This is a genomic window from Pseudomonas sp. UYIF39 (genome assembly GCF_029963765.1).
Lineage (GTDB): Bacteria > Pseudomonadota > Gammaproteobacteria > Pseudomonadales > Pseudomonadaceae > Aquipseudomonas.
In genome coordinates this window covers 61,173-86,251 of record NZ_JALBYU010000014.1, presented here as the reverse complement: position 1 = coordinate 86,251, position 25,079 = coordinate 61,173, and the positions used below count along the sequence as shown (strand labels likewise).

The window sequence follows — 25,079 nt, the reverse complement described above, 5'->3', positions numbered from 1 at the left end:
ATAGGTACGTTACTGACCACAATTAAAGCGGCCAGTAACGCGGGTAGAGCCGTTCCATCAGAGGTCGTTGTAGTAAGGCTGTAACGGCCCCTCTTCGACTTTACGACCTTCTGCACCTACGGGTTTGAGCGTTATGAGCGCATCTTGTGCTTGCCGGGTGGTTATTTTTGGACTGACGGGGTGAAGTGTCACAGAGTTTTCATCTCCCACCTCGCCTTGTGGAATGACCAGCGATGGATGATCGAACGGAGCCTGCTCCCACGCGACTCGCGGATCAGTCAGCCCGACCTCCATGAATTTGACCAGAGCATCCACTTCATCGGGAGTCAGGTTCAGCGCCGTCATGTCTGGATCGAGGTTCGATGTGTTGTGCTGATTCACACTCGGATGATCGAATCCGCTGGTGTTGTTCGCCTCCGAGCCACGTCGGTCGCCGCCTCGGTTGTAGAACTCCATGACCTGTTTGAGCGTCGCGCGGCTGCCATTGTGGAAATAAGGCCCGGTCAACGCGATGTTGCGCAGCGTCGGGGTTTTGAATGCACCATCAACCGCATCGTGGAAGCCCACATTGGGCTTGAGCGTCGAGTCGCAGGGTAATCCCGTGCTCAGCAGCGCTTCAAAGGTGCACACATCAACGTCCAGTGGATCCGGCACAGTGCGGCCCTGCAGTTGGGTGTTGTACTCACGAGTGAACGACAGCGGGTTGCCCCACGCGTCCGATCCGCCGAGTGCCAGGTCCTCCGACGTCGGGCGCACACCGGTGTTGTAGAAGCCGTTGTCGTACAGCGCGATCAGGTTGTCAGCCATCACCATACGTTCGATCCGCTCACGGGGATGGAACAGCAATCGGCTGGCGGCGTTGGTCAATTCGGCGCCACCGTGACAACTGATGCACTTGCCTTTGCCGAGGAACAGATTCATCCCCTGGACTTGCTGGGCATTCATTGCCTGTTGATTGCCTTGCAGGTAGGCATCCAGCGGTGCCTGATCCGAGACCAGGGTGGCTTCGTACATCTGAATCGCCAGCCCGAAGAACAACGGGAAGTTAGCTTCCATCTGGGTATAAGGTACGTCGCCGAGTGAAACCTGCTTTGTGGCGTTCCAAAGTCGAGGATGGAAAGCGGCCTTGATCAATTCTCTGTAGGTAGGCCGGCGGGCACCGGAAACTGGGCCGAGCACCGAATCGGTGGATGAAATTCTCTGCTGTTTAAGCATCAACGTATCGAGCATGCGCCGTCCAATGTCCGCGAAGGTGCGACCGCCGCAGGACATTTCAACCGGACTGCCGGGTGGTCCCACGGCCTGCGAAGCGGCAGAAGCATCGTTGAGTGCCAGCCGCACCTTGGTCGCCACCCCGCTGCGATCGCTGGTGACGAAAATCCCGGCGTCAGGGTCGCGATTACCGAACGGCGAGAAGCCGTTGAACACGTTATTGGCCCGACCGTCCCAGAAGTTGCGAACGTTGAACGCGGCATTGATCACCGTCGGAGCATTGCGTCCCGTACTGCGCCGCACGTTGATGCCACCCACCTGGAAGATACCGTCCGGTTGCTGCGTGCACTTGTCGAAACGCGCTTGCCTGGGTTTGACGAAGTTGGCGTCAAACACCCCTTGCGAGCCAATCACATCGTCGGTCGAGTAGAGAATCGGCGAATTGCGATCCAGCGGATCGGCCAGCACGTGGGTCGGGAAGTCGGTTTTCTTGAGCGTGTAGTTCGGGCCACCCTTGCCGCCGGACAGGGTCGCGTAGGAAGAGACGTCGCCTGGAATATCGGAGGCTACAAACGGCTTGTTGAAGATCGACGCAACGTTTGCATGGGTGCTGGCCTGGCCCGGGTTGATCTGGTTGGTGATCCGGTGATCGACCCCGGCGTGAAAGTGGCAGGACGCACATGCCGTCGAGCCGTCGCTACCGATCTCCATGTCCCAGAAAAGCGCCTTGCCCAACAGAATCGCCGCCGAGCGATTGAGCACATAGTCGGTCATCAAATCGACTTTTCGCCCGCCTTCGGTGCCCGAGGGGTCGGGCGGCGTCATGCCGTGCAGCGATTGCAAAGTGGGGACATCAGGGACGGGTGTGACAGCTTCTGGCGCTGAAGCGGCGAGTGCCGTTTGGCAAGCCAGACTGACGGCGGTCAGGCTGACCGTGATCACGCAGGCCAAGCGGATAGTACGAAAGATGCTCAAGGGCTTCACCATGATGACATTCTCGATTCAGTACGGAGTAGCCAGGCTCCGGGATTGTCCTGTTGCGAGATAAACTTATGGCCGTGAATCTTGCTGCTCGCACGAGTAATCGCACCAACTCTAAATTTACTGAGGCGAGGCGAAGCCGAACTGGCAAAGTAATCTCTTGGCTCAGGTGTTATTGAAACGTGATTTTGACGCGCCGTGGAGCGCGTTTAATACAACTGTAGTTGTAACAGAAAATTTCAACAGTAAAAAAATAATTTTTTAACTCGATCGAGAGAGGTAAAGACTGTTAAACGAAGACACTGCGTAATTTATAAACAGCAATCGCACACCCCCCTCAATTCTGGCGTACTCCCCCCCCCATTATTGGGTGTCATTCCCCAACAGCACATGCCCAGCGCATCAATAACACATCGAACCCCACGTTATTTCAAAGGCTTAACGCTCATCTGCGCGTCTTTAATAAGCTGGCAGAGTAATTGCTAATTCATACAACGTAGGGGCAACGGGTATTTACGACTCTACTTATAAAGTCGAATTATTAGCGGAGGAACAATTAACAAAATACAAATGCCCCATGCGTGCGCAAGTTGCACCGCGTGAGCTATTCCTTTTATTTAATACCACAGAAAACGTGACGACAACTTCATCCATACACCTGCTTGCAAACCCTTTCCAGCCAGAGTACATATAGACAACCTTTCTCATTCAGCAACTTAGCCATTGGCCCGCAGCACTCCCTAATATGGGCATATATACCCCCCTATATTGGTGAATATCAATTCGGCAGCTATTCGTGCAATGCCACCCAAGACAGCGCAGCCCGCATTTTTAATGCGTTAACGATTGTTTGTGCCGATCAGGCACGACAACTGCTATGTACGCCTCAGGCTCAAGGAAAAGTCTCTAGCGATTGTGTCCGTAACCGGCCAACACATCGCTGATTGGAAGCATCCGAAGGGTGAGTGTTGATTGCGTACCGACCGTACCTAATGTCACAGCCACCTGCCCCTCTGGATCGAGCCAACTCGACGCACACGCCTTTCCGTCTTTCTTGCGCCGGATCCAGCGCATCAGCAAGTCTGCGAGTCGATTGGCCGGCAATTGGTCCTGCAAGATTTTGGAGAAAACCATGAGCTTTTCCGTATACACAACGACGCTCCCCATACCGTCCCTCAATAGACGATTCAACGGAATCTTCGGTCGCCATCCACTGCTCGCCGGTGCCATTGCCGTCGCACTGGCCGTGGGCGGGGGAAGTTTTGCGTTTGCCCAAGGCGGGACTGCCAAACCCGTCAAGGGCGCACCCTCGCCGTTCTCCACCCCAACCCTGCCCAATCCGACATTCGCAAACCCGGATGCGATTCATGGCTTCAACGTCACGGGCTTTATCCAGAACATGACCCTGGACCCCAGCAATGTGAATTGCCCTAATACCACCGATCCCGGTCGCTATGGGGGTACTGTCCAACTAAACGGCGTTACGATTACAGTCCCTTGCAATACAGTGCTCCAGATGCCGGCCAATACACTGACCTGGGCCGACTTTGTCCGGGGCGGATCGCTGGCGCTCAATAAAGGACCGTCTTCATACCCCTCGTTCGAGATCCATGTGGTGGGCAATACCGTCTCCAATAAGCAAATTGCCGGGCTCATCTTTGTCTCCCAGCAATCAGCCAACGCTGGCAGCGGCTACATCACACGGATCGACTACACCAACGGCAACGTCGAAGTTGACAGTGGAAACCCGCTGCAACCGACAATCATCCAGATCAACGATCCAAGTGGACGCTTTGGCCGCCCCCAGAGCCCTGACCCTCGCTTCTCCGTCGATGATGCCAACCCGACGATCCACGCCGCCACCGGCTACCCGATGTGCGTACCTCGCACGATTTCCGGGGACGACGCACTCTGCCCACAGAAAAATCGGCCAAAAGTGGTTACCCCCACGACCACCAACAACTGTCGGAACTTCAGCCAGGCTGGCGTAACACCTCCCGCGAGTGGAGAGCTTTCCCCACCGGTTGCAGGCCAGGTTTATTGCAGCCAGTTCGTCATGAAGAGATTCAGCGACGCTGCTCGCACGGCGACGGACCCCGACCCGACGCAACAGGCACCGTTCGAAGTCGGCGACTTCATCAGTTACGCGGGGACACTGTTCAAATCGACGACAGCCGGGGTCCCGGACTACATCTCTGCACACACGATTGAGGCAAACATCGGGATCTACACCCAACCGGGGTCGCAACCCAGCTACCTGGCTATCGGGGAGTTCGGAATCGGTACCGCTGACCCCGCGGCAACGGCCATCAACGGTGTAGCGCAGGAGACGCAAGATCGGATTTTCCTGGAAGCATCGACAACGGACATCAAAACCCCAGTCGACATTTATCTGATAGATGTCAATCCTTCGACGGGCATACAAACCAATCGCTGGATTACACCTTATGAGATGACGGGTGAATGCAATCCTGCCCAGACGCTTGCCGCGAGTTGCTTGGGTGTCTCGGGGGGGATCACGACCCAGAACACAGGACCTCAGCCACAACGTGCCAGGGTTCGTGCAACAAAGGCACCGACTGGGCTACTCAGCCAGCCGACCCGTACCTTGCGCGTTGTGGCACGGTCACTGTGCGTTCCACAGCTGACTGCCTCTCAGACCGCCGTGGACAGCTGCATTCAAAATGCCAGCCGGCTGACGGTGGCCAATGGTCTGATAGCGGGACAGTACGTGGCGCCAGTGTTTGAGTTCATTTTTCCGGAAGGCGTTAAGCCAGGCGATTCCGTCACCCCGAACGACTTCTGGCACCTGCCGTTCCTGCGTAACGGAGAAGGTGCAAGCACCCCGACTGGCGTCGGCCCTCTTGACCCAACCCCATGGTAAGTCCGGTCTGACACGTCAGGATGGAGCAAAAAAAACCGCCACTCCCAAAAGGAGCGGCGGTTTTTTTAGAGCGACGTTAAGGCTTAGTAGCCCAGATCGAAGTCTTCTTCTTTCATGTCCATCAGGTTGTTGGCGCCCGACAGCATGGTCACAACGTGAGTGCGGGTACGCGGCAGGATGCGCTGGAAGTAGAAGCGAGCAGTCTGCAGCTTGGCAGTGTAGAACGCCGTTTCGGTGGTACCGGCAGCCAGTTTTTCGGCAGCCAGACGCGCCATGTCAGCCCAGAAGTAAGCCAGGCAGGCGTAACCGGAGTACATCAGGTAATCCACCGACGCCGCGCCGACTTCTTCGCGATCTTTCATGGCCGCCATACCGACCTTCATGGTCAGCTCGCCCCACTCTTTGTTCAGCGCAGCCAATGGCTCGACGAACTCTTTGACCGCTTCGTTGCCTTCGTTGGTCTGGCAGAACTTGTGGACGATCTTGGTGAAGCTTTTCAGGGCTTCGCCTTGGGTCATCAGCACTTTACGGCCCAGCAGATCGAGTGCCTGGATACCGGTGGTGCCTTCGTACAGCATCGAAATACGGCTATCGCGAACGTTCTGCTCCATGCCCCACTCGGCGATGAAGCCGTGGCCGCCGTAGATTTGCACGCCGTGGTTGGCGGATTCGAAGCCGACTTCAGTCATGAAGGCTTTGGCAATTGGAGTCATGAAGGCCAGCAATGCGTCGGCTTTCTTTTTCTCTTCTTCGTCCACGCCGTATTTGACGATATCGACTTGCTTGGCAGTGAAGTAAACCATCGCACGGTTGCCTTCGGCGAAGGCCTTCATGGTCAACAGCATGCGACGTACGTCAGGGTGAACGATGATCGGGTCAGCGGCTTTTTCCGGCGCTTTCGGGCCAGTCAGGGAGCGCATTTGCAGGCGATCGCGAGCGTATTTCAGGCCGCCCTGGAAGCCGATTTCGGCGTGAGCCAGACCTTGCAGCGCAGTACCCAGACGGGCGGTGTTCATAAAGGTGAACATGCAGTTCAGGCCTTTGTTCGCCGGGCCGATCAGGAAGCCGGTGGCCGCGTCGAAGTTCATCACGCAAGTGGCGTTGCCGTGGATGCCCATCTTGTGTTCCAGGGAACCACAGGTCACAGCATTGCGTGCGCCGACCGAACCGTCTTCGTTCGGCATGAACTTGGGAACGATGAACAGCGAAATGCCTTTGGTGCCAGCCGGTGCATCCGGCAGACGTGCCAGCACGATGTGGACGATGTTGTCGGCCATGTCGTGTTCACCGGCCGAGATGAAGATCTTGGTCCCGGAGACTTTGTAGGAACCGTCGGCCTGAGGTTCAGCCTTGGTGCGCAGCATGCCCAGGTCGGTGCCGCAGTGCGGTTCGGTCAGGCACATGGTGCCGGTCCATTCGCCGGAAACCAGCTTGGTCAGGTAAGCCTCTTGCTGCTCAGGCGTGCCGTGCTCGGAAATGGTGTTCATCGCGCCATGGGACAGGCCTGGGTACATGCCCCACGACCAGTTGGCTTCGCCAACCATTTCGCTGACAGCCAGACCCAGAGATTCCGGCAGGCCTTGGCCGCCGTGCTCTACGTCGTGAGCCAGGCTTGGCCAGCCGCCTTCGACGAATTGTTTGTAGGCTTCTTTGAAGCCCGTCGGGGTTTTAACGCCGGACTCGCTCCAGGTGCAGCCTTCGGTGTCACCCACGCGGTTCAGCGGAGCCAGCACCTGCTCACAAAACTTGGCGCCTTCTTCGAGAATGGCGTCAACCATGTCTGGAGTTGCGTCTGCACAAGCCGGAAGGCTCTGATAGTGCGCTTCGTAGCCGAGCAGTTCGTCACGAACGAAGCGAATATCACGCAAGGGGGCCTTGTAGTCAGGCATAGCGATAAACCTCTGCTGATGTAACCGGGAATGAACGACCGCGTTGATTTGTTGTGGCGGTCAAACAGTTGTTTGAAACATACGTTTACGCCTAAATCTTGTCAAGCGCCGATCTTTTGCCGTTCGTCATCACCCGAGGCAAATACCAGACCCACAGCAACGCAACACCGTCGCCTGAGCAATACGCTGTGCAGAAGAGATTAGTTGAGCAAGAAGGACTTACGCAGAAAAACGCCGCGAATAGTCGCGGCGTTGAGGGAGCGGGTTCAGCGAGGGTTCAAGCGTAGGTATCAATCAGCGTACCGAGCATTTCATCGGACGCTTTGGCGACTTTGACACCCAGTTCAACCTGAAATTTGCCTTGGGACATCTCGACCATATTGCTGGCCAGGTCCGACTGCTGACTGCGATCTACCGAGCGCAGACGATCAACCTGAGCCTCGGAAGACTGGCTCGTCACCGAGCGCTCGATCGTCGTGTTGGCGATCTGGCCAGAGGCTTGATCGACACGGTTCTGCCCTGTCTGAATAGTGCTCAGACCGGCATAAAAAGCGGTGTTTCCTGAGATTTCCATGGGAGAACTCGTCCTATAAAGGATCAACAGCGGCCATTGAAACAGACCCACTGACAAAAGGCCCGACAAAAACACTAATGGCACAGTGCCTCGTCATAGTTAAAACCCCTGCCAGAAAACTCAGTCCAGAAGATCCAGTTGCAGATGCTCCGCCACCGCTTCAGCCGTCACCGACTTGAGTTTCGGCACTCGCCCCAGGCACGGTGCCGGAATCCGCTCAGCGAGTGTCGCGAGGTTTTCTTCCAGACGAGAAGTCTTCGCATCGATGATGTTGGCCACCCACCCCGCCAGTTGCAAACCGTCCTGAGCAATCGCCTCGGCCGTCAGCAGCGCATGGTTGATGCAACCCAGGCGCACACCCACCACCAGGATCACCGGCAGATCCAGCGCCATCGCCAGGTCCGACAGATTGTCCTGATCCGCCAAAGGCACTCGCCAGCCTCCAGCACCTTCGATCAAGGTGAAGTCCGCTTGCATATCGAGAATTTCCTGCATGGGCGTCAACAGTGATTGCACCGTCAGTGCCACGCCGGCCTCCCGCGCTGCCAGATGCGGTGCGATCGGCGGTTCGAACGCCATAGGGTTGACCTGTGCATAAGTCAAAGGCACCGAGCACTCCGCCAGCAACGCCAACGCATCGGCGTTGCGCAAGCCCTTGGGCGTCACATCGCAACCGGAGGCGACCGGTTTGCCCGCCGCCGTGCTTAAACCGGCCGACCGCGCGGCATACAGTAAACCCGCGGCAATGGTGGTCTTGCCGACATCGGTGTCAGTGCCGGTGATGAAATAGGCTGCGCTCATAAGGGTTTCTCCAACACGGCGTAGACCACTTGATAAGTCGCCGGCAATCCTTCGGCCTGACGAAACTGCTCATAAGCCTCGATCAAACCGAGGATCCGCGTCCTTCCGGTCAAACCACCCGGCCGACCGGGGTTCAAGTTGTGGGCACCCAGTGCCTTGAGTTCATGGGTCAGGCTGCGCACATCCGGGTAATGCAACACGTGCGGTCGGGTTTCCAGACTCGCGATTCTCAACCCACTGCCCGCGCAAAGCTGTTGATAAACCCCGAACTCGCGGAAGCGGTTGACGTGCACCATGCCATCCACCTGTCGCCAGCTGTCACGCAGCTCAAACAACGTGCCCACGCATAGACTAGCAAACGCGAAAATCCCGCCCGGTTTCAACACCCGATGCGCCTCACTGAGCACCGAGGCAAAGTCCGCACACCACTGCACCGCCAGGCTGGAGAAGATCAGATCGCAGGTCGAATCCTGCAACGGTAACCGCTCGGCATCGCCAGCGATGAAATGCGTTGCGCCACCCAACGGCCGGGCGTGATTGAGCATGCCTTCGGCGATGTCCAATGCCAATCCGTGACTTGCAGGAAAACGTTCGCCCAATGCACGGCTGAAATGCCCGGTGCCGCAGCCCAGATCCAGCCAGACACCTGGAACGAAGTCCTCTGGTAAGCGACTCGACAATTCACTGCCAACGTCACGCTGCAATTCGGCCACGCTGTCGTAGCTTGCCGCCGCCCGGGAAAAAGATGCCGCCACCTGGCGTTTGTCGGGCAAACCGCCGGGCAGGTTCGGAAGAGATAAATCAGTCATCACCGGACTCATGCAAAAAGGCCTGAATCGCCCCCGCCACACCGTGAGGGTCTTCCAGAAGAAACGCGTGACTGGCCTGCTCGATCAGACCGATTTCAACATCCGGCAGCAATGTCAGCAGGTCGCCCGCCGCTTCGGCTGGAACCAGTCCATCGAGGCCTGCAAACAAGTGCAGTTGCGGCCCGCGGAACGCCTGCAAAGCCTGGCGGGTATCCAGTTGTGCGAGCAACTCCAGGCCGCTCATCAGCACCTCTGCCGAAGTGTGTGGCGCGCCACCGAGCAATAGCCGGGACAACCCGCGCGGGTCTTCGGCACCCTGAGCGCAGAGCAGCGAGAAACGTTTCAACGTCATGCGAGGATCAGCCTTGCAGCCGGCCAGAAACGCATCGAAGGTTTCGGCAGGCATCGCGCTTGGCCATTGCTCATGAGCGACAAAAGAAGGATTGCTCGCCAGCGTCAGCAAGCCGCAGCAGCGATCGCCGCGCCGGGCCGCCAACGCTGAAGCGAGCATGCCGCCCAGCGACCAGCCGCCGAGCCAGGCGTCCTGAGGCACTGTCGAATCCAGCTCATCGAGCCAATCATCAAGATCGCTCGATTCCAGTTCCGGCAACGGTTCGATTTCGACCCGCAAGTGTTCATCCAGCCCTTGTAACGCCGCCGCCAAAGGCTCCAGCGGAGAAATTCCGAGGCCCCAGCCGGGCAGCAGAATCAGACGATCACGCATGGCTTGGCTCCGGTCCCAGTTGTTGAAAACAATCGGCCAGTCCATTTAACAATAGCTGCACCTGCGCCTCGCTGTGCGCAGCGGTCAGGGTCACACGCAGTCGGGCGCTGCCGGCGGGCACGGTCGGCGGGCGGATCGCAGTCACCATCAAACCGCGTTCACGCAGCATCTGCGACAGTCGAACCGCGCGCCCGGCATCGCCGATCATGATCGGCTGGATCGGCGTGAAGCTGTCCATCAACTCCAGGCCAATTTGCTCGGCACCGTGGCGGAACTGGCGGATCAGCGTTTTCAGATGCTCACGTCGCCAGTGCTCAGTGCGCAGCAACTCAAGGCTTTTCAGCGTCGCACAGGCCAGCGCCGGCGGCTGGCTGGTGGTGTAAATGTAGGGACGGGCGAACTGGATCAGGCTCTCGATCAGCTCTTCACTGCCAGCCACAAAAGCCCCCGCCGTACCGAAAGCCTTACCGAGGGTGCCGACCAATACCGGCACATCCTCCTGGCTCAGGCCGAAATGCTCGACGATCCCCCCGCCATTGGCCCCCAGCGGACCAAAGCCGTGAGCGTCATCGACCATCAACCAGGCGCCTTTGGCTTTCGCCTCCCGAGCCAACGCCGGCAGGTCAGCAATATCGCCGTCCATGCTGAACACGCCGTCGGTGACCACCAGGGTATTGCCGGTCGCCTTCTCAAGACGCTTGGCCAGACTCGCCGCGTCGTTGTGCAGGTAGCGATTGAAGCGCGCTCCGGACAACAGACCGGCATCCAGCAGGGACGCGTGATTGAGCCGGTCTTCCAGCACCGTATCGCCCTGGCCTACCAGCGCGGTGACCGCGCCGAGGTTGGCCATGTAGCCGGTGGTGAACAACAGCGCGCGCGGGCGACCGGTGAATTCGGCCAAGGCCTCTTCCAGCGCGTGATGCGGACTGCTGTGGCCGATCACCAAATGCGACGCCCCGCCGCCGACGCCCCAACGGGTCGCACCGGCGCGCCAGGCTTCGATCACTTGCGGGTGATTGGCCAGGCCCAGGTAGTCGTTGTTACAGAACGCCAGCAACGGCTGACCATCGACCACCACTTCCGGGCCTTGGGGGCTTTCGAGCAATGGGCGTTGGCGATAGAGATTTTCGGCACGACGGGTAGCAAGGCGTGCGGCGAGATCGAAAGACATGCAGGCCTCGTGGATCAGAATTCAATAGCGATCGCAGTACCTGTGGGAGCGAGCTTGCTCGCGATAGCAATTCAACATTCAACATAGATGATGGATGTCATGGCCTCATCGCGAGCAAGCTCGCTCCCACAGTGTTTTGCATTCCTTCAGAGGAATCGGTGGAGGCTTCAGACGGCAGCGTTATAAAACTGCTCGCTGCTCTTCTGCTCAACTAGCGCTTGTTCGATCGCTGCCTGGTGGACTTCGTCAGCGTGCTCTTCGCGCGCTTCCGGCAGAATCCCCAAGCGCCCGAACAGTTGCATGTCCTTGTCGGCCTGTGGGTTGGCGGTGGTCAGCAGTTTGTCGCCGTAGAAAATCGAGTTGGCACCGGCGAAGAACGCCAGGGCCTGCATCTGCTCGTTCATCGCTTCGCGGCCGGCGGACAGGCGCACGTGGGATTGCGGCATCAGGATACGGGCCACAGCCAGCATGCGGATGAAGTCGAACGGGTCGATATCGTCAGCATTTTCCAGCGGTGTACCGGCGACTTTCACCAACATGTTGATTGGCACCGACTCTGGGTGTTCCGGCAGGTTGGCCAGCTGGATCAGCAGGTTGGCACGGTCATCAAGCGACTCGCCCATGCCGAGAATGCCGCCGGAGCAGATCTTCATCCCGGACTCACGCACGTAGGCCAGCGTTTGCAGGCGCTCGCTGTAAGTGCGCGTGGTGATGATGCTGCCGTAGAACTCAGGCGAGGTATCCAGGTTGTGGTTGTAGTAGTCGAGGCCGGCGTCAGCCAGAGCGACGGTCTGGTCCTGATCAAGGCGACCGAGGGTCATGCAGGTTTCCAGGCCCATGGCTTTCACGCCTTTGACCATTTCCAGCACGTAAGGCATGTCTTTGGCCGACGGATGTTTCCACGCCGCGCCCATGCAGAAACGGGTCGAACCGATGGCCTTGGCGCGAGCGGCCTCTTCGAGGACCTTCTGCACTTCCATCAGCTTTTCTTTTTCCAGGCCGGTGTTGTAGTGACCGGACTGCGGACAATATTTGCAATCTTCCGGGCAGGCACCGGTTTTGATCGACAGCAGTGTCGACACCTGGACCCGATTGGCGTCGAAATGCGCGCGGTGCACCGTCTGCGCCTGAAACAACAGGTCGTTGAATGGCTGGACGAAGAGTGCTTTGACTTCGGCCAAAGACCAGTCATGACGCAGGGTTGCAGTGGTGCTGGCGCTCATGGGCGTTTCCTTTGTTTTATGCTTGGCAAGCGACTGGGGAATGGAATACCCACAGACGCGACACGGATGTTCGGCATATTTAAGGAAGACTCATGCGCTGTCAACCACGATACGAAGGACCGGTTTACATCTGGTTAAAAAACGACCAGCTCTGTTTGCTCTGCTCAGAACCCGCCGATGAATGCACGCCCATCTGCGGGGCCTGCGAAACGGAGTTGCCCTGGCTGGGCGATCAATGCCAAACCTGCGCTCTGCCGTTGCCCACCGCTGGTCTGACCTGCGGCCAATGCCTGAAACAACCGCCAGCCTTTGAACGGGTCGCTACGCCCTGGACTTACAGCTTTCCGGTGGACACGTTGATCACGCGCTTCAAACACTCTGCGAAGTGGCCGTTTGGTCGCCTGCTCGCCGAACTTCTCGCTCAGTTCCTCCAACATCGCTTCGATGAAGACCTGAATCGACCCGACGCGCTCATCCCGGTTCCACTGGCCTCAAAACGACTGCGTAAACGGGGCTTCAACCAGGCCGCGATGCTCGCCCGCTGGCTCAGCACCAGCCTCGACATTCCGTGCGATGAAACGCTGTTGCTGAGAATTCAGGACACCAGCGCCCAACAGGACCTGAATGCCGAGGCCCGCAAAAAGAACCTGCGCAACGCCTTCGCTCTGGCACCCGATGCATTCATCAACGGTCGTCACCTGGCGCTAGTGGATGACGTACTGACCACCGGCGCCACGGCGCAAGCCCTGGCTCGACTGCTGATGGACGCCGGCGCCGCACGTGTCGACGTCTATTGCCTGGCCCGCACACCCAAACCCGGCGATGCGCCCTGACTTGACTCCCGAGCCCCAACCCGCCAACGTCCTTCCCATCGCCACAGCCCAAAGCGTCTAGCCATGTCCTTGCCTACGTTGTTGTCGCAGCACATTGTCCGTCGTCCGCAGCGCATCGCGTTGCTGCAACACATCGCCGAACAGGGCTCGATCACCCGCGCCGCGAAAAGCGCGGGCCTGAGTTACAAAGCGGCCTGGGACGCCATCGACGAGCTGAACAACCTCGCACAAAAACCGTTGGTGGAGCGCAGTGTCGGCGGCAAGGGCGGCGGTGGCGCCAAACTCTCCAGCGAAGGCCAGCGCGTATTGCGCCTGTATCAAAAGCTGCAAGCCTTGCAGGCCCAGGTGCTGGAAGCCGCCGAAGATGCCAGCGACCTGGACCTGCTCGGCCGACTGATGCTCAGAACCAGCGCCCGCAATCAACTGCATGGCAAGGTCGTGGCAATTGAAAACCAAGGGCACAACGACCGGATTCGCCTTGAACTGGCCGAAGGCTTGAGCATCGATGCGCAGATCACTCACGACAGCACCCTGCGTCTGGAGCTGGAAACCGGCACCGAAGTGGTGGCGCTGATAAAGGCCGGTTGGCTGGAGTTGCTGGGCATCGATCAAGTGGCAACACCCGGCAATAACTGCCTGAAGGGCATCATCGAAGAAATTCTCGACGCCAAGGACGGCCCCAGCGAAGTGCGCATCGGCCTGCCCAACGGCCAGACACTCTGTGCTCTGGCCGAACCGCTGCACTTGAAAACCCTCGGTCTGGCCACCGATAAACCGGTGCGGGTGCAGTTCGCGCCATCCAACGTTTTGCTCGGTACACCGCTTTGAAACACAAGTGTCATTAACGCTCATTAAGGTGACTGCAAAAACCCGCAGGGAGCCTGATGTGAGCCTATTAGAAGACAACCAATCCACCGACCTCGAGAAAATGGTCGGCCTCAGCCGTCGAGGTTTCATCAGCGCAGGCGCCCTTTGCGGTGCAGCGATGTTCATGGGCGGCAACCTGCTGAGCCGCAGCGTGCTGGCTGCCAGCGCCGGCTCCAGCAAACTGTTGGGTTTTGACAGTATTCCCGCCGCCACCAGCGACGCCATTACTCTACCGCCAGGCTATAAATCTTCGGTATTGATCAGTTGGGGCCAACCCCTGCTGAAGAACGGCCCGGTGTTCGACCCGAGTGGCAACGGCACGGCCGAGCATCAGGAAGTCCAGTTCGGCGACAACAACGACGGCATGAGCCTCTTCGAGTTTCCCGATGATAAAAACCGGGCGCTGATGGCGATCAACAACGAGTACACCAACTATCGCTACCTCTACCCCCACGGCGGCATGCCGCAGTCGGCCGAAGAGGTGCGCAAGGCCTTGGCCTGCGAAGGCGTGTCGGTGATCGAGGTGCAGCGCAAGAACGGCCAGTGGCATTTCGTCCAGGGCTCGCGCTACAACCGGCGCATTCACGGCAACGCGCCGATCAGCCTGAGCGGCCCGGCCGCCGGCCACGCGCTGCTGATAACCAGTGCTGACCCGCACGGCAAAAATGTCCTCGGCACCTTCCAGAACTGCGCCAACGGCAAGACGCCGTGGGGCACGTACCTGACCTGCGAAGAAAACTTCACCGACTGCTTCGGCAGCAGCAATGCCGAACAAAAGTTCGACGCAGCGCAGAAACGCTACGGCGCGGTGGCGGCCAGCAAAGAGATCAACTGGCACCCACACGACGAGCGCTTCGACCTGGCGAAAAACCCCAACGAACTCAACCGTCACGGCTGGGTGGTGGAAATCGACCCGTTCGATCCGCAGTCGACGCCGGTCAAACGCACCGCCCTGGGTCGCTTCAAACATGAAAACGCCGCCCTGGCCGAAACCAGTGACGGTCACGCCGTGGTGTACATGGGCGACGATGAGCGCGGCGAGTTCATCTACAAATTCGTCAGCCGCGACAAGATCAACCACAAAACCCCCAAGGCCAATCGCGACCTGCTGGACCACGGCACTTTGTACGTGGCGCGCTTCGATGCGGGCGATGGCAATGCCGATCACCCAAAAGGCCAGGGTGAGTGGATCGAACTGACCCACGGCAAAAACGGCATCGACGCCAGCAGCGGTTTCTCCGATCAGGCCGAAGTGTTGATTCACGCCCGCCTCGCGGCCAGCGTGGTGAAAGCCACGCGCATGGACCGTCCGGAATGGATCGTCGTCAGCCCCAAGGATGGCCAGGTCTATTGCACGCTGACCAACAACGCCAAGCGTGGCGAGGACGGGCAACCGGTGGGCGGGCCGAACCCGCGCGAGAAAAACGTTTATGGGCAGATTCTGCGCTGGCGCACCGACCGTGACGATCACGGCTCGAAAAGCTTTGCCTGGGATCTGTTTGTGGTCGCGGGCAACCCGGGTGTTCACGCTGGTACGCCTAAGGGCGGCTCATCGAACATCACGCCGCAGAACATGTTCAACAGCCCGGACGGCTTGGGTTTCGACATGGCTGGGCGGTTGTGGATTCTCACCGATGGCGATTCGAGCAATGCCGGTGATTTCGCGGGCATGGGCAACAATCAGATGCTCTGCGCTGATCCGGTCACCGGGGAGATCCGCCGCTTCATGGTCGGGCCAGTGGGCTGCGAGGTGACAGGGATCAGCTTCTCGCCGGATCAGAAGACCTTGTTTGTCGGGATTCAGCATCCGGGAGAGAACGGTGGGTCGACGTTCCCTGAGCATCTGCCCAATGGCAAACCACGGTCTTCGGTGATGGCGATTTCCCGTGAGGACGGTGGGATCGTCGGCGCCTGATAAGGCCTCATCGCGGGCAAGCCCGCTCCCACACGGTCTGCGTGATGCACGCTATCTGTGGCACAAAGCAGATCCCTGTGGGAACGGGCTTGCCCGCGATGGCGTCAGCCAAAACAACACGCGACTCAAGCCCAACCACTAAAGACACCCCGTCTGCGCTACCATGCTTGGCCGGACGCGGCAGCCTGCTGCGCGCAGGAGTCAGCATGGCCCACCCGTTTGCAACCCTCACCCCAGACCTCGTGCTCGATGCCGTCGAAAGCATCGGTTTTCTCAGCGACGCGCGCATTCTGGCGCTCAACAGCTACGAGAACCGTGTCTATCAGGTCGGTATCGAAGACTCCGAGCCGCTGATCGCCAAGTTCTACCGTCCGCAGCGCTGGACCAATGAAGCGATTCTCGAAGAACACCAATTCACCTTCGAACTCGCCGAGTGCGACGTGCCGGTGGTCGCGCCGATGATTCACAACGGTGCCAGCCTGCACGAACACGCTGGCTTCCGTTTTACCCTGTTCCCCCGCCGTGGTGGCCGCGCGCCGGAGCCGGGCAATCTTGATCAGTTGTATCGCCTCGGCCAATTGCTCGGGCGCCTGCATGCGGTCGGCGCGACCAAGCCGTTCGAACACCGTGAAGCGCTGGGTGTGAAGAACTTCGGTCACGATTCGCTTAACACCTTGCTCGAAGGCAACTTCATCCCGAAAAGCCTGTTGCCGGCCTACGAGTCCGTGGCCCGCGACCTGCTCAAGCGGGTCGAAGAGGTCTACAAGGCCACGCCGCACCAGAACATCCGCATGCACGGCGATTGCCACCCCGGCAACATGATGTGCCGCGACGAGATGTTCCACATCGTCGACCTCGACGACTGCCGCATGGGCCCGGCGGTGCAGGACATCTGGATGATGCTGGCCGGTGATCGTCAGGAATGCCTCGGTCAGCTGTCGGAATTGATGGACGGCTACAACGAATTTCACGACTTCGATCCGCGGGAGCTGGCGTTGATCGAACCGCTGCGCGCCTTGCGCCTGATGCACTACAGCGCCTGGCTCGCCCGCCGCTGGGACGACCCGGCGTTCCCGCACAGTTTTCCGTGGTTCGGCAGTGAACGGTATTGGGGCGATCAGGTGTTGGCGTTGCGTGAGCAGTTGTCGGCATTGAATGAAGAGCCTTTGAAGCTTTTTTAGATTCAAGATCAAAAGATCGCAGACTTCGGCAGCTCCTACTGGCGCACACCTCCCCCCTGTAGGAGCTGCCGAAGGCTGCGATCTTTTGCTTTTCCGAAGCGGCATGTCTATACAACCGACTTACAATCCCCCTTTGTTAGCTGCCTAAGCAAGGATTCTGCATGCAAGCCGCCAACCCGCGTCGCGGGTACATCCTGGGCCTGAGTGCCTACATCATCTGGGGACTTTTCCCGCTCTACTTCAAAGCCATCGCCAGCGTGCCCGCCGTGGAGATCATCATCCACCGAGTGCTCTGGTCCGCGTTGTTCGGCGCCTTGCTGCTGATGGTGTGGAAACATCCGGGCTGGTGGCGCGAATTGCGTGATAACCCGAAACGCCTGGCGATCCTGGCCCTCAGCGGCACGCTGATCGCGGCCAACTGGCTGACTTACGTTTGGTCAGTGAATAACGGCCGCATGCTCGAAGCCAGTCTCGGTTACTACATCAACCCGCTGGTGAACGTGCTGTTGGGCATGCTGATCCTTGGCGAGCGACTGCGGCGCATGCAATGGCTGGCGGTTGGCCTGGCGACGGCCGGCGTCGCGCAGCAGGTCTGGCAAGTCGGCAGTCTGCCGTGGGTGTCGTTGGTGCTGGCGCTGACCTTCGGTTTCTACGGATTGATCCGCAAGCAGGCACCGGTCAAGGCGCTGCCGGGTCTGGTGGTGGAAACCTGGATGCTGGTGCCGATTGCCGTCGCGTGGTTGCTGTTCAATCAGACAGCCGCCAGTGCGCAGCCCGAGTTCTGGACCACATCCCAAGCCTGGTGGCTGGTAGCGGCCGGTCCGGTGACGCTGGTGCCGCTGGTATGTTTCAACGCGGCTGCACGGCATTTGCCCTACACCACGCTGGGCTTTCTCCAGTACCTGGCGCCGACATTGGTGCTGCTGCAAGCCGTGCTGCTGTTTGGTGAACACCTGTCGTCCAGCACTTTGGTGGCGTTCATCTTTATCTGGGCCGGCCTCGCGGTTTACAGCGTCGATGCGGTGATCAGCCTGCGTCGCCGACGCTGATCAGAAAACGTACAAACCTCTACAAGCCACGTCCTCCGTGGCCTGCATCAATCCTTCCCAAGGTTATCCACAACGTGATCCCCGGCGTTTGTGCGCAAGTCCCTGAAACTGCTGGTTTTTTGATCAAATCCTGAAGACCCCCGGCCGACGTGGCCTGGCGGGCTGTCTCTACAGGTTATCCACAGGCAGGTGCACGTATAACTTGGATAACCTGTTCAGGGTTCACTGCGCAGCACCAATTCGACCATCAAATCATCCGCCAGGGTTTCCAGGCGCGATTGCAGCACGTCCAGGGACAACGTCAGCGGTACTGCCAGAATCGCTTCAGCGTGGAACAAAGGCTCACTGCTCATCGGCGCCGGACGTACTTCGGTCACCAGACGCTCCAGGTTCACCCCCTGCTCACTTAGCAGACGGGTGATGTCGCGTACGATCCCCGGGCGATCATTGCCCACCAATTCCATGGCAATCGGTTTCCAGGTGCAGGATTGCTCGATGCCGCTTTCGGCGATCAGCACGCGAATGCCATGGGCGGACAACGCTTGTAGGGCATCCACCAATTCATCGTAGGCCTCTGCTGGCACGCCCACCCGAAGAATCCCGGCGAACTGCCCGGCCATGCGCGACATGCGGCTCTCCAGCCAGTTGCCGCCGTGCTCGGCGATGCATTGGGCAATGCGCTCGACCTGCCCAGGCTTGTCCGGAGCGAAAACAGTGAGTACGAGGTGGTCCATGGCGCAGCCCTCTTGTCATGACTTTTGTTATAGAAAAGCAAGTATAGGCAAGGGCCGGGAATCGGCTCGGCGTCTCAGAAAACCAAAGCCCCATAGCAGGGCAATGAAGATTATGTGTACAAGTTTTTATATTTAACTGGAACAATCTAATAGTTTTTTGAGAACATCCCGTACCCCGACGTGACCGCAATGCGTCATGGCGTCGCAGATCGACGTAATTAGTCTAATTTTCACAAGCGCAATTCATCATGTAGTATGCCGCAGCGCGCACTACATAACGTTGGATCGATGTCTGCCGCAGGTGCAGCCACAACCCTGAAAGCCCCGTCAGCAAGGCCTCAACGCCGTTGATTGGTCATAACCCAGCCGCCCGCAATGGCATGTACTGGTCAAAAGGTTTGTGGTTTAAATGCCAGAGGCTTCATTGTTAAATTGAAGAGCTGAAAAGCGAAATAGCTGAGCAGAGTGAGGCAAGCAATGACTGAACACGTTCAAGTCGGTGGCCTGCAGGTCGCCAAAGTCCTGTTCGACTTCGTGAACAACGAAGCCATTCCCGGTACCGGCCTCACCGCCGATAAGTTCTGGGCCGGTGCCGACAAGGTCATTCATGACCTGGCGCCGAAGAACAAAGCCCTACTCGCCAAACGCGATGATTTCCAGGCTCGTATCGACGGCTGGCACCAATCCCGTGCCGGTCAACCACACGACGCCGTGGCTTATAAAGCCTTCTTGCAAGACATCGGTTATCTGCTGCCAGAAGCGGCCGATTTCCAGGCAACGACGCAAAACGTCGATGACGAAATCGCCCGCATGGCCGGTCCACAGCTTGTGGTTCCGGTGATGAACGCCCGTTTCGCGCTCAATGCCTCGAACGCCCGTTGGGGTTCGCTGTATGACGCGCTCTACGGCACCGACGCCATCAGCGAAGCTGGCGGCGCGGAAAAAGGCAAAGGCTACAACAAGGTTCGCGGCGACAAGGTCATCGCCTTCGCCCGTGCCTTCCTCGACGAAGCGGCGCCATTGGCTGCCGGCACTCACGTCGATTCCACCGGCTACAAGATCGTTGACGGCAAACTGGTGGTCGCCCTTAAAGGCGGCAGCAATACCGGCCTGCGCAACGATGCACAGCTGATCGGTTTCCACGGCGATGCAGTCGCACCGACCGCGATCCTGCTGAAAAACAACGGCCTGCACTTCGAAATCCAGGTCGATGCCAGCACCCCGGTCGGCCAGACCGATGCTGCCGGCCTCAAAGACATCCTGATGGAAGCCGCGCTGACCACCATCATGGACTGCGAAGACTCCGTCGCCGCCGTCGATGCTGATGACAAAGTGGTGATCTACCGCAACTGGCTCGGCCTGATGAAGGGCGATCTGTCGGAAGAAGTCTCCAAGGGCGGTCAGACCTTTACCCGCACCATGAATGCCGACCGCACTTATACCGGTGTCGATGGTAAAGAACTGAGTCTGCATGGTCGTTCGCTGCTGTTCGTGCGCAACGTCGGTCATCTGATGACCATCGACGCGATCCTCGATAAGGATGGCAACGAAGTGCCGGAAGGCATCCTCGACGGTCTGGTCACCAGCCTCGCGGCCATCCACAGCCTCAACGGCAACAACTCGCGCAAGAACAGCCGCACTGGCTCGGTCTACATCGTGAAGCCGAAGATGCATGGCCCGGAAGAAGCGGCGTTCACCAACGAGCTGTTCGGTCGCATCGAAGAAGTACTCGGCTTGTCACGTAACACGCTGAAAGTCGGGATCATGGACGAGGAGCGCCGTACCACGGTCAACCTCAAGGCCTGCATCAAGGCCGCCAGCGAGCGTGTAGTGTTCATCAACACCGGTTTCCTCGACCGTACCGGTGACGAAATCCACACCTCCATGGAAGCCGGCCCGATGGTGCGCAAGGCGGACATGAAGGCTGAGAAGTGGATCGGCGCCTACGAGAACTGGAACGTCGATATCGGTTTGAGTACCGGCCTGCAAGGCCGCGCGCAGATCGGTAAAGGCATGTGGGCCATGCCCGACCTGATGGCCGCGATGCTGGAACAGAAAATCGCTCACCCGATGGCCGGCGCCAACACCGCCTGGGTTCCATCGCCGACCGCCGCCGCGCTGCACGCGCTGCATTACCACAAGGTCGACGTGTTCGCCCGTCAGGCCGAACTGGCCAAACGTGCACGCGCTTCGGTGGACGACATCCTGACCATCCCGTTGGCCGTCAATCCAGACTGGACCGCAGAGCAGATCAAGAACGAACTGGACAACAACGCCCAGGGCATTCTCGGTTACGTGGTGCGCTGGATCGACCAGGGCGTGGGTTGTTCGAAAGTCCCGGACATCAATGACGTCGGCCTGATGGAAGACCGTGCGACGCTGCGCATTTCCAGCCAGCACATCGCCAACTGGCTGCGTCACGGCATCGTCACCGAAGATCAGGTCATGGAAAGCCTCAAGCGCATGGCGCCAGTGGTGGACCGTCAGAACGCCAATGACCCGCTGTATCGTCCGCTGGCACCTGACTTCGACAGCAACATCGCCTTCCAGGCGGCGGTTGAACTGGTGGTTGAAGGCACCAAACAGCCGAACGGCTACACCGAGCCGGTTCTGCACCGTCGTCGCCGCGAGTTCAAGGCTGCCAATGGCCTGTAACTAAGCGCTGACGCCGGACAACAAAAAAGCCCTGATCGAAAGATCAGGGCTTTTTTGTTACAAATCGGTACCTACACATCCATTCCCAATTCATGTTTGACCAGCGCCAACAGCTTGCCGGTATCGACAGGCTTGAGCAGAAAGTCGACCACGCTCAAGTGCATCGCAGCGATCGCATCTTCCACGTCAGCGTCACCGGAAACAATGATGATCGGCATCGCCGCCCGAACCGACTCACGAACCTGACGAATCAGGTCCAGACCATCGACATTTCCCATCCGCAGATCGGTGATCACCAGGCCAATCGATGGCGTCGTCTCCAACATCTTGAGTGCCGTTTCGCCACTGGCGGCAGTCATGCAGCGCACTCCGTCCAGGGCCAGAATCTCCGACAGCAACTCGCGCGCGTCTTTATCGTCGTCGACGATCAGCACCCGCTGCGGCGGCAGATCAGGTTCCAGCATGACGTCACTCAGCGCCTTGCGCTCGGCGTCACTCAAAATATCGTGGTCGGACATGACTTACTCTACGTTTTCATTTCTATTCCCTAGCACATCCGTCAGACATCGCTAAGCAGGCCTTCAATGTGCACTTTGTCGGAAAAGTTTCCTATAGCCAATGTAGGAGGTTTTTCCCACAGCTGCGTCAGACATTTCCCAAATACCGACAGCTTCACTGCCTACCTAGACTTACGTCCAATGGGCACCCCGCGCGCAGGGGCCGACCATGGCTCAGTCATCCGACAACAACAATTCAAAAAAACGACTGCGGTAATGGTTATGAGTAAAGAGGACGCCTTCACACAGGCAGGGAAAACCGCGGTGTTGCAGAACATCCAGGGCACGTTGCAATTCCTTCAGCGTTTCCCGCCCTTCAATCAAATGGAACACGCCCACCTGGCGTACCTCGTCGAGCAGTGCCAGCTGCGTTTTTATGCGCCCGGCGAGAGCATCCTCAAGCCCGCCGACGGCCCGGTTGAGCATTTCTACATCGTCAAGCAAGGCCGGGTCGTGGGTGAGCGTCCCCATACGGCCAAGGGCGGTACCGAAACCACTTTCGAAATCACCACCGGTGAGTGTTTCCCCCTCGCCGCGCTGTTGGGTGAGCGCGCGACGCGTACCGAACATCTGGCCTCCGAAGACACCTTTTGCCTACAGCTGAACAAGCTGGCGTTCATCAAACTGTTCGCGCTTTCCAACGCGTTTCGCGACTTTGCCCTACGCGGCGTGAGCAGCCTGTTGGATCAGGTCAACCAGCAAGTCCAGCAAAAAGCCGTGGAAACCCTCGGCACCCAGTACTCGCTCAATACCCGCCTGGGCGAATTGGCCATGCGTCATCCGGTGACCTGCAGCCCGACCACTCCACTGCGTGAAGCCGTGACCCTGATGCATGAGCAGCAGGTCGGCAGCATTGTGGTGGTCGACGAACATAAAGCGCCGCTGGGGATTTTCACCCTGCGCGACCTGCGCCACGTGGTGGCCGGCGGCACTAACGATTTCAACGAAGCCATCGAGCGCCACATGACCCAGGCGCCGTTTTACCTGTCGCCGGACCACAGCGCCTTCGATGCGGCGATTGCCATGACCGAGCGGCACATCGCCCACGTCTGCCTGGTGAAGGATCATCGCCTGTGTGGCGTGGTTTCGGAACGTGATCTGTTTTCCCTGCAACGGGTCGATCTGGTGCATCTGGCGCGCACTATCCGCAGCGCCAAGAAGGTGGAGAATCTGGTCGCGATGCGCGGCGAGATCGGCCAACTGGTGGAGCGCATGCTGGCCCACGGCGCCTCTTCAACCCAGATCACGCACATCATCACCCTGCTCAACGACCACACCGTGTGCCGGGTGATCGAACTGACCCTCGCCGAGAAAGGCGACCCCGGCATTCCGTTCAGCTGGCTGTGCTTCGGTAGCGAAGGCCGCCGCGAGCAGACGCTGCACACCGATCAGGACAACGGCATTCTGTTCGAAGCCCGAGACGCGGCCCACGCCGCCGAGATTCGCGGCAAATTGCTGCCCATTGCCCAGCAGATCAACCAGAGCCTGGCGCTCTGCGGTTTCACCCTGTGCAAGGGCAACATCATGGCCGGCAACCCTGAGCTATGTCTGTCCCGGGCCGAGTGGTCACGACGTTTTGCGGCTTTTATTCGCGAGGCAACGCCGGAGAACCTGCTGGGTTCGAGCATCTATTTCGACTTGCGGGTGGTCTGGGGCGACGAGCAAGGTTGCGAGCAGCTGCGTCAGGGCATTCTCGATCAAGTGAATGACAACCGACTGTTCCAACGGATGATGGCCGAGAACGCCCTGCGCAACCGTCCGCCCGTAGGACGTTTCCGTGAGTTCGTACTGGCTCGCAAGAATGGCGAGAAAGCCACCCTGGATTTGAAAGTCCAGGGGCTTACGCCGTTTGTCGACGGTGCACGACTGCTCGCGTTGGCCCATGGGGTCGACGCGAACAACACGCTGGAGCGCTTTCGCCAACTGGTGGACAAAGAAGTGATTGAACGGCTGGACGGTGCCGCGTACGAAGAGGCCTATCACTTCATCCAGCAAACCCGCATGCAGCAACATCAGCTACAGACCCGGGAGAATCTGCCCTACTCCAACCGGGTCGACCCCGACAGCCTCAATCATCTGGATCGACGGATCCTGCGTGAATCCCTGCGCCAGGCACAACGCCTGCAAAGCAGCCTGGCCCTGCGGTATCAGCTATGAGCCTGTTTTCATGGCTGCGCCCGGCAGGTCCGAGCCTTCCCGGCGAACTCCAACAACGTCTGCAACGCTTGCCCTCGGCCGCAGAACTCAGCGAATGCAGCCTGCGCGAACAGCGCTGGGTGGTGCTCGACCTGGAAACGACCGGACTGAACCTGAACAGGGATCGAGTGTTGTCCATTGGCGCGGTGGTGATCGAGGACGGGGCCATCGACTTCAGCCAGCAGTTCGAACGCACGTTGCAATGCGCCGACATGAAGTTGGCGCCCAGCGTGTTGATCCATGGTCTGGGGCCGAGTGCGATTGCCGCGGGCAGCGATCCGGCTCAGGCCCTGGTCGAATTCATGGAGTTCGTCGGCGACAGCCCGGTGCTGGCATTTCATGCGCCTTTCGATCAACACATGCTCGGGCGCGCCTTGAAAGACCATCTGGGTTACAAGCTGCAGCATCCATTTCTGGATGTGGCCGATATCGCGCCGCTGCTTTGCCCTCAGGCGCACATTCGCGATGCCGGGCTGGATCAGTGGATCGACTGGTTCAAACTGGAAGTGTTCGAACGCCACAATGCCAGTGCCGATGCGTTGGCCACCGCTGAGCTGGCGTTGATTCTGTTCAGCCGGGCGCAGCAGTTGCAGATTCATAGCCCGTTGAATCTGCAGCAGCGGATGAATCAGTGGAAGCGGCGGCAGCGAGCGCCTTCTTTCTAACAGCCACCGCAATTCTTTGTAGCAGCTGCCGAAGGCTGCGTTCGGCTGCGAAGCAGTCGTCAACCCTGCCCGCGAGGTTCACCTGATGCACCGCGGTGACTGATTTTACGACTGCTGCGCAGCCGAACGCAGCCTTCGGCAGCTGCTACAAGGTGCCGT

20 protein-coding genes are annotated in these 25,079 nt (G+C 58.9%); 9 read left to right on the top strand and 11 right to left on the bottom strand.

Annotated features, from left to right (window positions below):
* Positions 1-57: 57 nt before the first annotated feature.
* Together MO767_RS19255 and MO767_RS19250 are read right to left on the bottom strand one after the other, a co-directional pair.
* Entirely contained in the window at positions 58-2,199 is a 2,142-nt protein-coding gene (locus tag MO767_RS19255; RefSeq protein ID WP_282481804.1) for a cytochrome c peroxidase, read from the bottom strand.
* A gap of 900 nt (positions 2,200-3,099) precedes the next feature.
* Positions 3,100-3,327, bottom strand: coding sequence for a hypothetical protein (locus MO767_RS19250; protein WP_282481803.1), 228 nt, complete (start codon positions 3,325-3,327; stop codon positions 3,100-3,102).
* Between MO767_RS19250 and MO767_RS19245 the strand changes: the two genes are divergently transcribed.
* Complete coding sequence (locus MO767_RS19245) at positions 3,326-5,077, top strand: hypothetical protein (RefSeq protein ID WP_282481802.1); 1,752 nt, start codon at positions 3,326-3,328, stop codon at positions 5,075-5,077. The two genes, MO767_RS19250 and MO767_RS19245, sit on opposite strands and share 2 nt — an antisense overlap.
* Positions 5,078-5,160: 83 nt before the next feature.
* Here MO767_RS19245 and MO767_RS19240 read toward each other — a convergent pair whose 3' ends face one another.
* From MO767_RS19240 to bioB, 7 genes are all read right to left on the bottom strand, one after another.
* Positions 5,161-6,966 carry a phenylacyl-CoA dehydrogenase gene (locus MO767_RS19240; protein WP_282481801.1) on the bottom strand — a complete coding sequence of 602 codons (1,806 nt, stop codon included), beginning with the start codon at positions 6,964-6,966 and terminating at the stop codon, positions 5,161-5,163.
* Between the two features lie 277 nt (positions 6,967-7,243).
* On the bottom strand, positions 7,244-7,540 hold the full coding sequence (locus MO767_RS19235) for a hypothetical protein (RefSeq protein ID WP_046045346.1): 297 nt from the start codon (positions 7,538-7,540) through the stop codon (positions 7,244-7,246).
* A 120-nt stretch (positions 7,541-7,660) separates the two neighbouring features.
* On the bottom strand, positions 7,661-8,341 hold the full coding sequence (gene bioD / locus MO767_RS19230; RefSeq protein WP_282481800.1) for a dethiobiotin synthase: 681 nt from the start codon (positions 8,339-8,341) through the stop codon (positions 7,661-7,663).
* Entirely contained in the window at positions 8,338-9,150 is an 813-nt protein-coding gene (bioC, locus tag MO767_RS19225; RefSeq protein WP_282481799.1) for a malonyl-ACP O-methyltransferase BioC, read from the bottom strand. Before bioC ends, bioD begins: the two co-directional genes overlap by 4 nt.
* Positions 9,143-9,874 carry an alpha/beta fold hydrolase gene (locus tag MO767_RS19220; RefSeq protein WP_282481798.1) on the bottom strand — a complete coding sequence of 244 codons (732 nt, stop codon included), beginning with the start codon at positions 9,872-9,874 and terminating at the stop codon, positions 9,143-9,145. Before MO767_RS19220 ends, bioC begins: the two co-directional genes overlap by 8 nt.
* On the bottom strand, positions 9,867-11,045 hold the full coding sequence (bioF, locus tag MO767_RS19215) for an 8-amino-7-oxononanoate synthase (RefSeq protein WP_282481797.1): 1,179 nt from the start codon (positions 11,043-11,045) through the stop codon (positions 9,867-9,869). Before bioF ends, MO767_RS19220 begins: the two co-directional genes overlap by 8 nt.
* A gap of 167 nt (positions 11,046-11,212) precedes the next feature.
* Positions 11,213-12,268 carry a biotin synthase BioB gene (gene bioB, locus MO767_RS19210; protein WP_129440595.1) on the bottom strand — a complete coding sequence of 352 codons (1,056 nt, stop codon included), beginning with the start codon at positions 12,266-12,268 and terminating at the stop codon, positions 11,213-11,215.
* 92 nt (positions 12,269-12,360) lie between these two features.
* On the opposite strand from bioB, the gene MO767_RS19205 reads away from it, so the two are divergent.
* The 5 genes from MO767_RS19205 (at position 12,361) to rarD (ending at position 18,113) form a co-directional block, all read left to right on the top strand.
* Positions 12,361-13,101, top strand: coding sequence for a ComF family protein (locus MO767_RS19205; RefSeq protein ID WP_282481796.1), 741 nt, complete (start codon positions 12,361-12,363; stop codon positions 13,099-13,101).
* 63 nt (positions 13,102-13,164) lie between these two features.
* The gene (locus MO767_RS19200; RefSeq protein WP_282481795.1) at positions 13,165-13,929 is read left to right on the top strand and encodes a TOBE domain-containing protein; all 765 of its coding nucleotides are present in this window, start codon (positions 13,165-13,167) and stop codon (positions 13,927-13,929) included.
* Positions 13,930-13,987: 58 nt separating this feature from the next.
* Positions 13,988-15,883, top strand: coding sequence for a PhoX family phosphatase (locus MO767_RS19195; protein ID WP_282481794.1), 1,896 nt, complete (start codon positions 13,988-13,990; stop codon positions 15,881-15,883).
* A 206-nt stretch (positions 15,884-16,089) separates the two neighbouring features.
* Complete coding sequence (locus MO767_RS19190) at positions 16,090-17,064, top strand: serine/threonine protein kinase (protein WP_282481793.1); 975 nt, start codon at positions 16,090-16,092, stop codon at positions 17,062-17,064.
* A 161-nt stretch (positions 17,065-17,225) separates the two neighbouring features.
* On the top strand, positions 17,226-18,113 hold the full coding sequence (rarD, locus tag MO767_RS19185; protein ID WP_282481792.1) for an EamA family transporter RarD: 888 nt from the start codon (positions 17,226-17,228) through the stop codon (positions 18,111-18,113).
* A 215-nt stretch (positions 18,114-18,328) separates the two neighbouring features.
* Here the strand turns inward: rarD and MO767_RS19180 are convergent, their stop codons facing one another.
* Positions 18,329-18,847, bottom strand: coding sequence for a glycine cleavage system protein R (locus MO767_RS19180; RefSeq protein WP_007947710.1), 519 nt, complete (start codon positions 18,845-18,847; stop codon positions 18,329-18,331).
* A gap of 477 nt (positions 18,848-19,324) precedes the next feature.
* Between MO767_RS19180 and MO767_RS19175 the strand changes: the two genes are divergently transcribed.
* Entirely contained in the window at positions 19,325-21,502 is a 2,178-nt protein-coding gene (locus MO767_RS19175; RefSeq protein ID WP_282481791.1) for a malate synthase G, read from the top strand.
* A 71-nt stretch (positions 21,503-21,573) separates the two neighbouring features.
* On the opposite strand, the gene MO767_RS19170 is transcribed toward MO767_RS19175, so the two are convergent.
* Entirely contained in the window at positions 21,574-22,020 is a 447-nt protein-coding gene (locus tag MO767_RS19170) for a response regulator (RefSeq protein WP_282481790.1), read from the bottom strand.
* A gap of 255 nt (positions 22,021-22,275) precedes the next feature.
* Here MO767_RS19170 and MO767_RS19165 point away from each other — a divergent pair, with 255 nt between their 5' ends.
* Together MO767_RS19165 and MO767_RS19160 are read left to right on the top strand one after the other, a co-directional pair.
* The gene (locus tag MO767_RS19165) at positions 22,276-24,216 is read left to right on the top strand and encodes a putative nucleotidyltransferase substrate binding domain-containing protein (RefSeq protein ID WP_282481789.1); all 1,941 of its coding nucleotides are present in this window, start codon (positions 22,276-22,278) and stop codon (positions 24,214-24,216) included.
* Complete coding sequence (locus MO767_RS19160) at positions 24,213-24,920, top strand: 3'-5' exonuclease (protein ID WP_282481788.1); 708 nt, start codon at positions 24,213-24,215, stop codon at positions 24,918-24,920. The genes MO767_RS19165 and MO767_RS19160 overlap by 4 nt, the downstream gene beginning before the upstream one ends.
* Positions 24,921-25,079: the final 159 nt, after the last annotated feature.

Coding starts and splice junctions, on each gene's coding strand:
- MO767_RS19255 (WP_282481804.1), bottom strand. CDS start 2,199: ATGGTGAAGCCCTTGAGCATCTTTCGTACTATCCGCTTGGCCTGCGTG.
- MO767_RS19245 (WP_282481802.1), top strand. CDS start 3,326: ATGAGCTTTTCCGTATACACAACGACGCTCCCCATACCGTCCCTCAAT.
- MO767_RS19250 (WP_282481803.1), bottom strand. CDS start 3,327: ATGGTTTTCTCCAAAATCTTGCAGGACCAATTGCCGGCCAATCGACTC.
- MO767_RS19240 (WP_282481801.1), bottom strand. CDS start 6,966: ATGCCTGACTACAAGGCCCCCTTGCGTGATATTCGCTTCGTTCGTGAC.
- MO767_RS19235 (WP_046045346.1), bottom strand. CDS start 7,540: ATGGAAATCTCAGGAAACACCGCTTTTTATGCCGGTCTGAGCACTATT.
- bioD (WP_282481800.1), bottom strand. CDS start 8,341: ATGAGCGCAGCCTATTTCATCACCGGCACTGACACCGATGTCGGCAAG.
- bioC (WP_282481799.1), bottom strand. CDS start 9,150: ATGACTGATTTATCTCTTCCGAACCTGCCCGGCGGTTTGCCCGACAAA.
- MO767_RS19220 (WP_282481798.1), bottom strand. CDS start 9,874: ATGCGTGATCGTCTGATTCTGCTGCCCGGCTGGGGCCTCGGAATTTCT.
- bioF (WP_282481797.1), bottom strand. CDS start 11,045: ATGTCTTTCGATCTCGCCGCACGCCTTGCTACCCGTCGTGCCGAAAAT.
- bioB (WP_129440595.1), bottom strand. CDS start 12,268: ATGAGCGCCAGCACCACTGCAACCCTGCGTCATGACTGGTCTTTGGCC.
- MO767_RS19205 (WP_282481796.1), top strand. CDS start 12,361: ATGCGCTGTCAACCACGATACGAAGGACCGGTTTACATCTGGTTAAAA.
- MO767_RS19200 (WP_282481795.1), top strand. CDS start 13,165: ATGTCCTTGCCTACGTTGTTGTCGCAGCACATTGTCCGTCGTCCGCAG.
- MO767_RS19190 (WP_282481793.1), top strand. CDS start 16,090: ATGGCCCACCCGTTTGCAACCCTCACCCCAGACCTCGTGCTCGATGCC.
- rarD (WP_282481792.1), top strand. CDS start 17,226: ATGCAAGCCGCCAACCCGCGTCGCGGGTACATCCTGGGCCTGAGTGCC.
- MO767_RS19180 (WP_007947710.1), bottom strand. CDS start 18,847: ATGGACCACCTCGTACTCACTGTTTTCGCTCCGGACAAGCCTGGGCAG.
- MO767_RS19175 (WP_282481791.1), top strand. CDS start 19,325: ATGACTGAACACGTTCAAGTCGGTGGCCTGCAGGTCGCCAAAGTCCTG.
- MO767_RS19170 (WP_282481790.1), bottom strand. CDS start 22,020: ATGTCCGACCACGATATTTTGAGTGACGCCGAGCGCAAGGCGCTGAGT.
- MO767_RS19165 (WP_282481789.1), top strand. CDS start 22,276: ATGGTTATGAGTAAAGAGGACGCCTTCACACAGGCAGGGAAAACCGCG.
- MO767_RS19160 (WP_282481788.1), top strand. CDS start 24,213: ATGAGCCTGTTTTCATGGCTGCGCCCGGCAGGTCCGAGCCTTCCCGGC.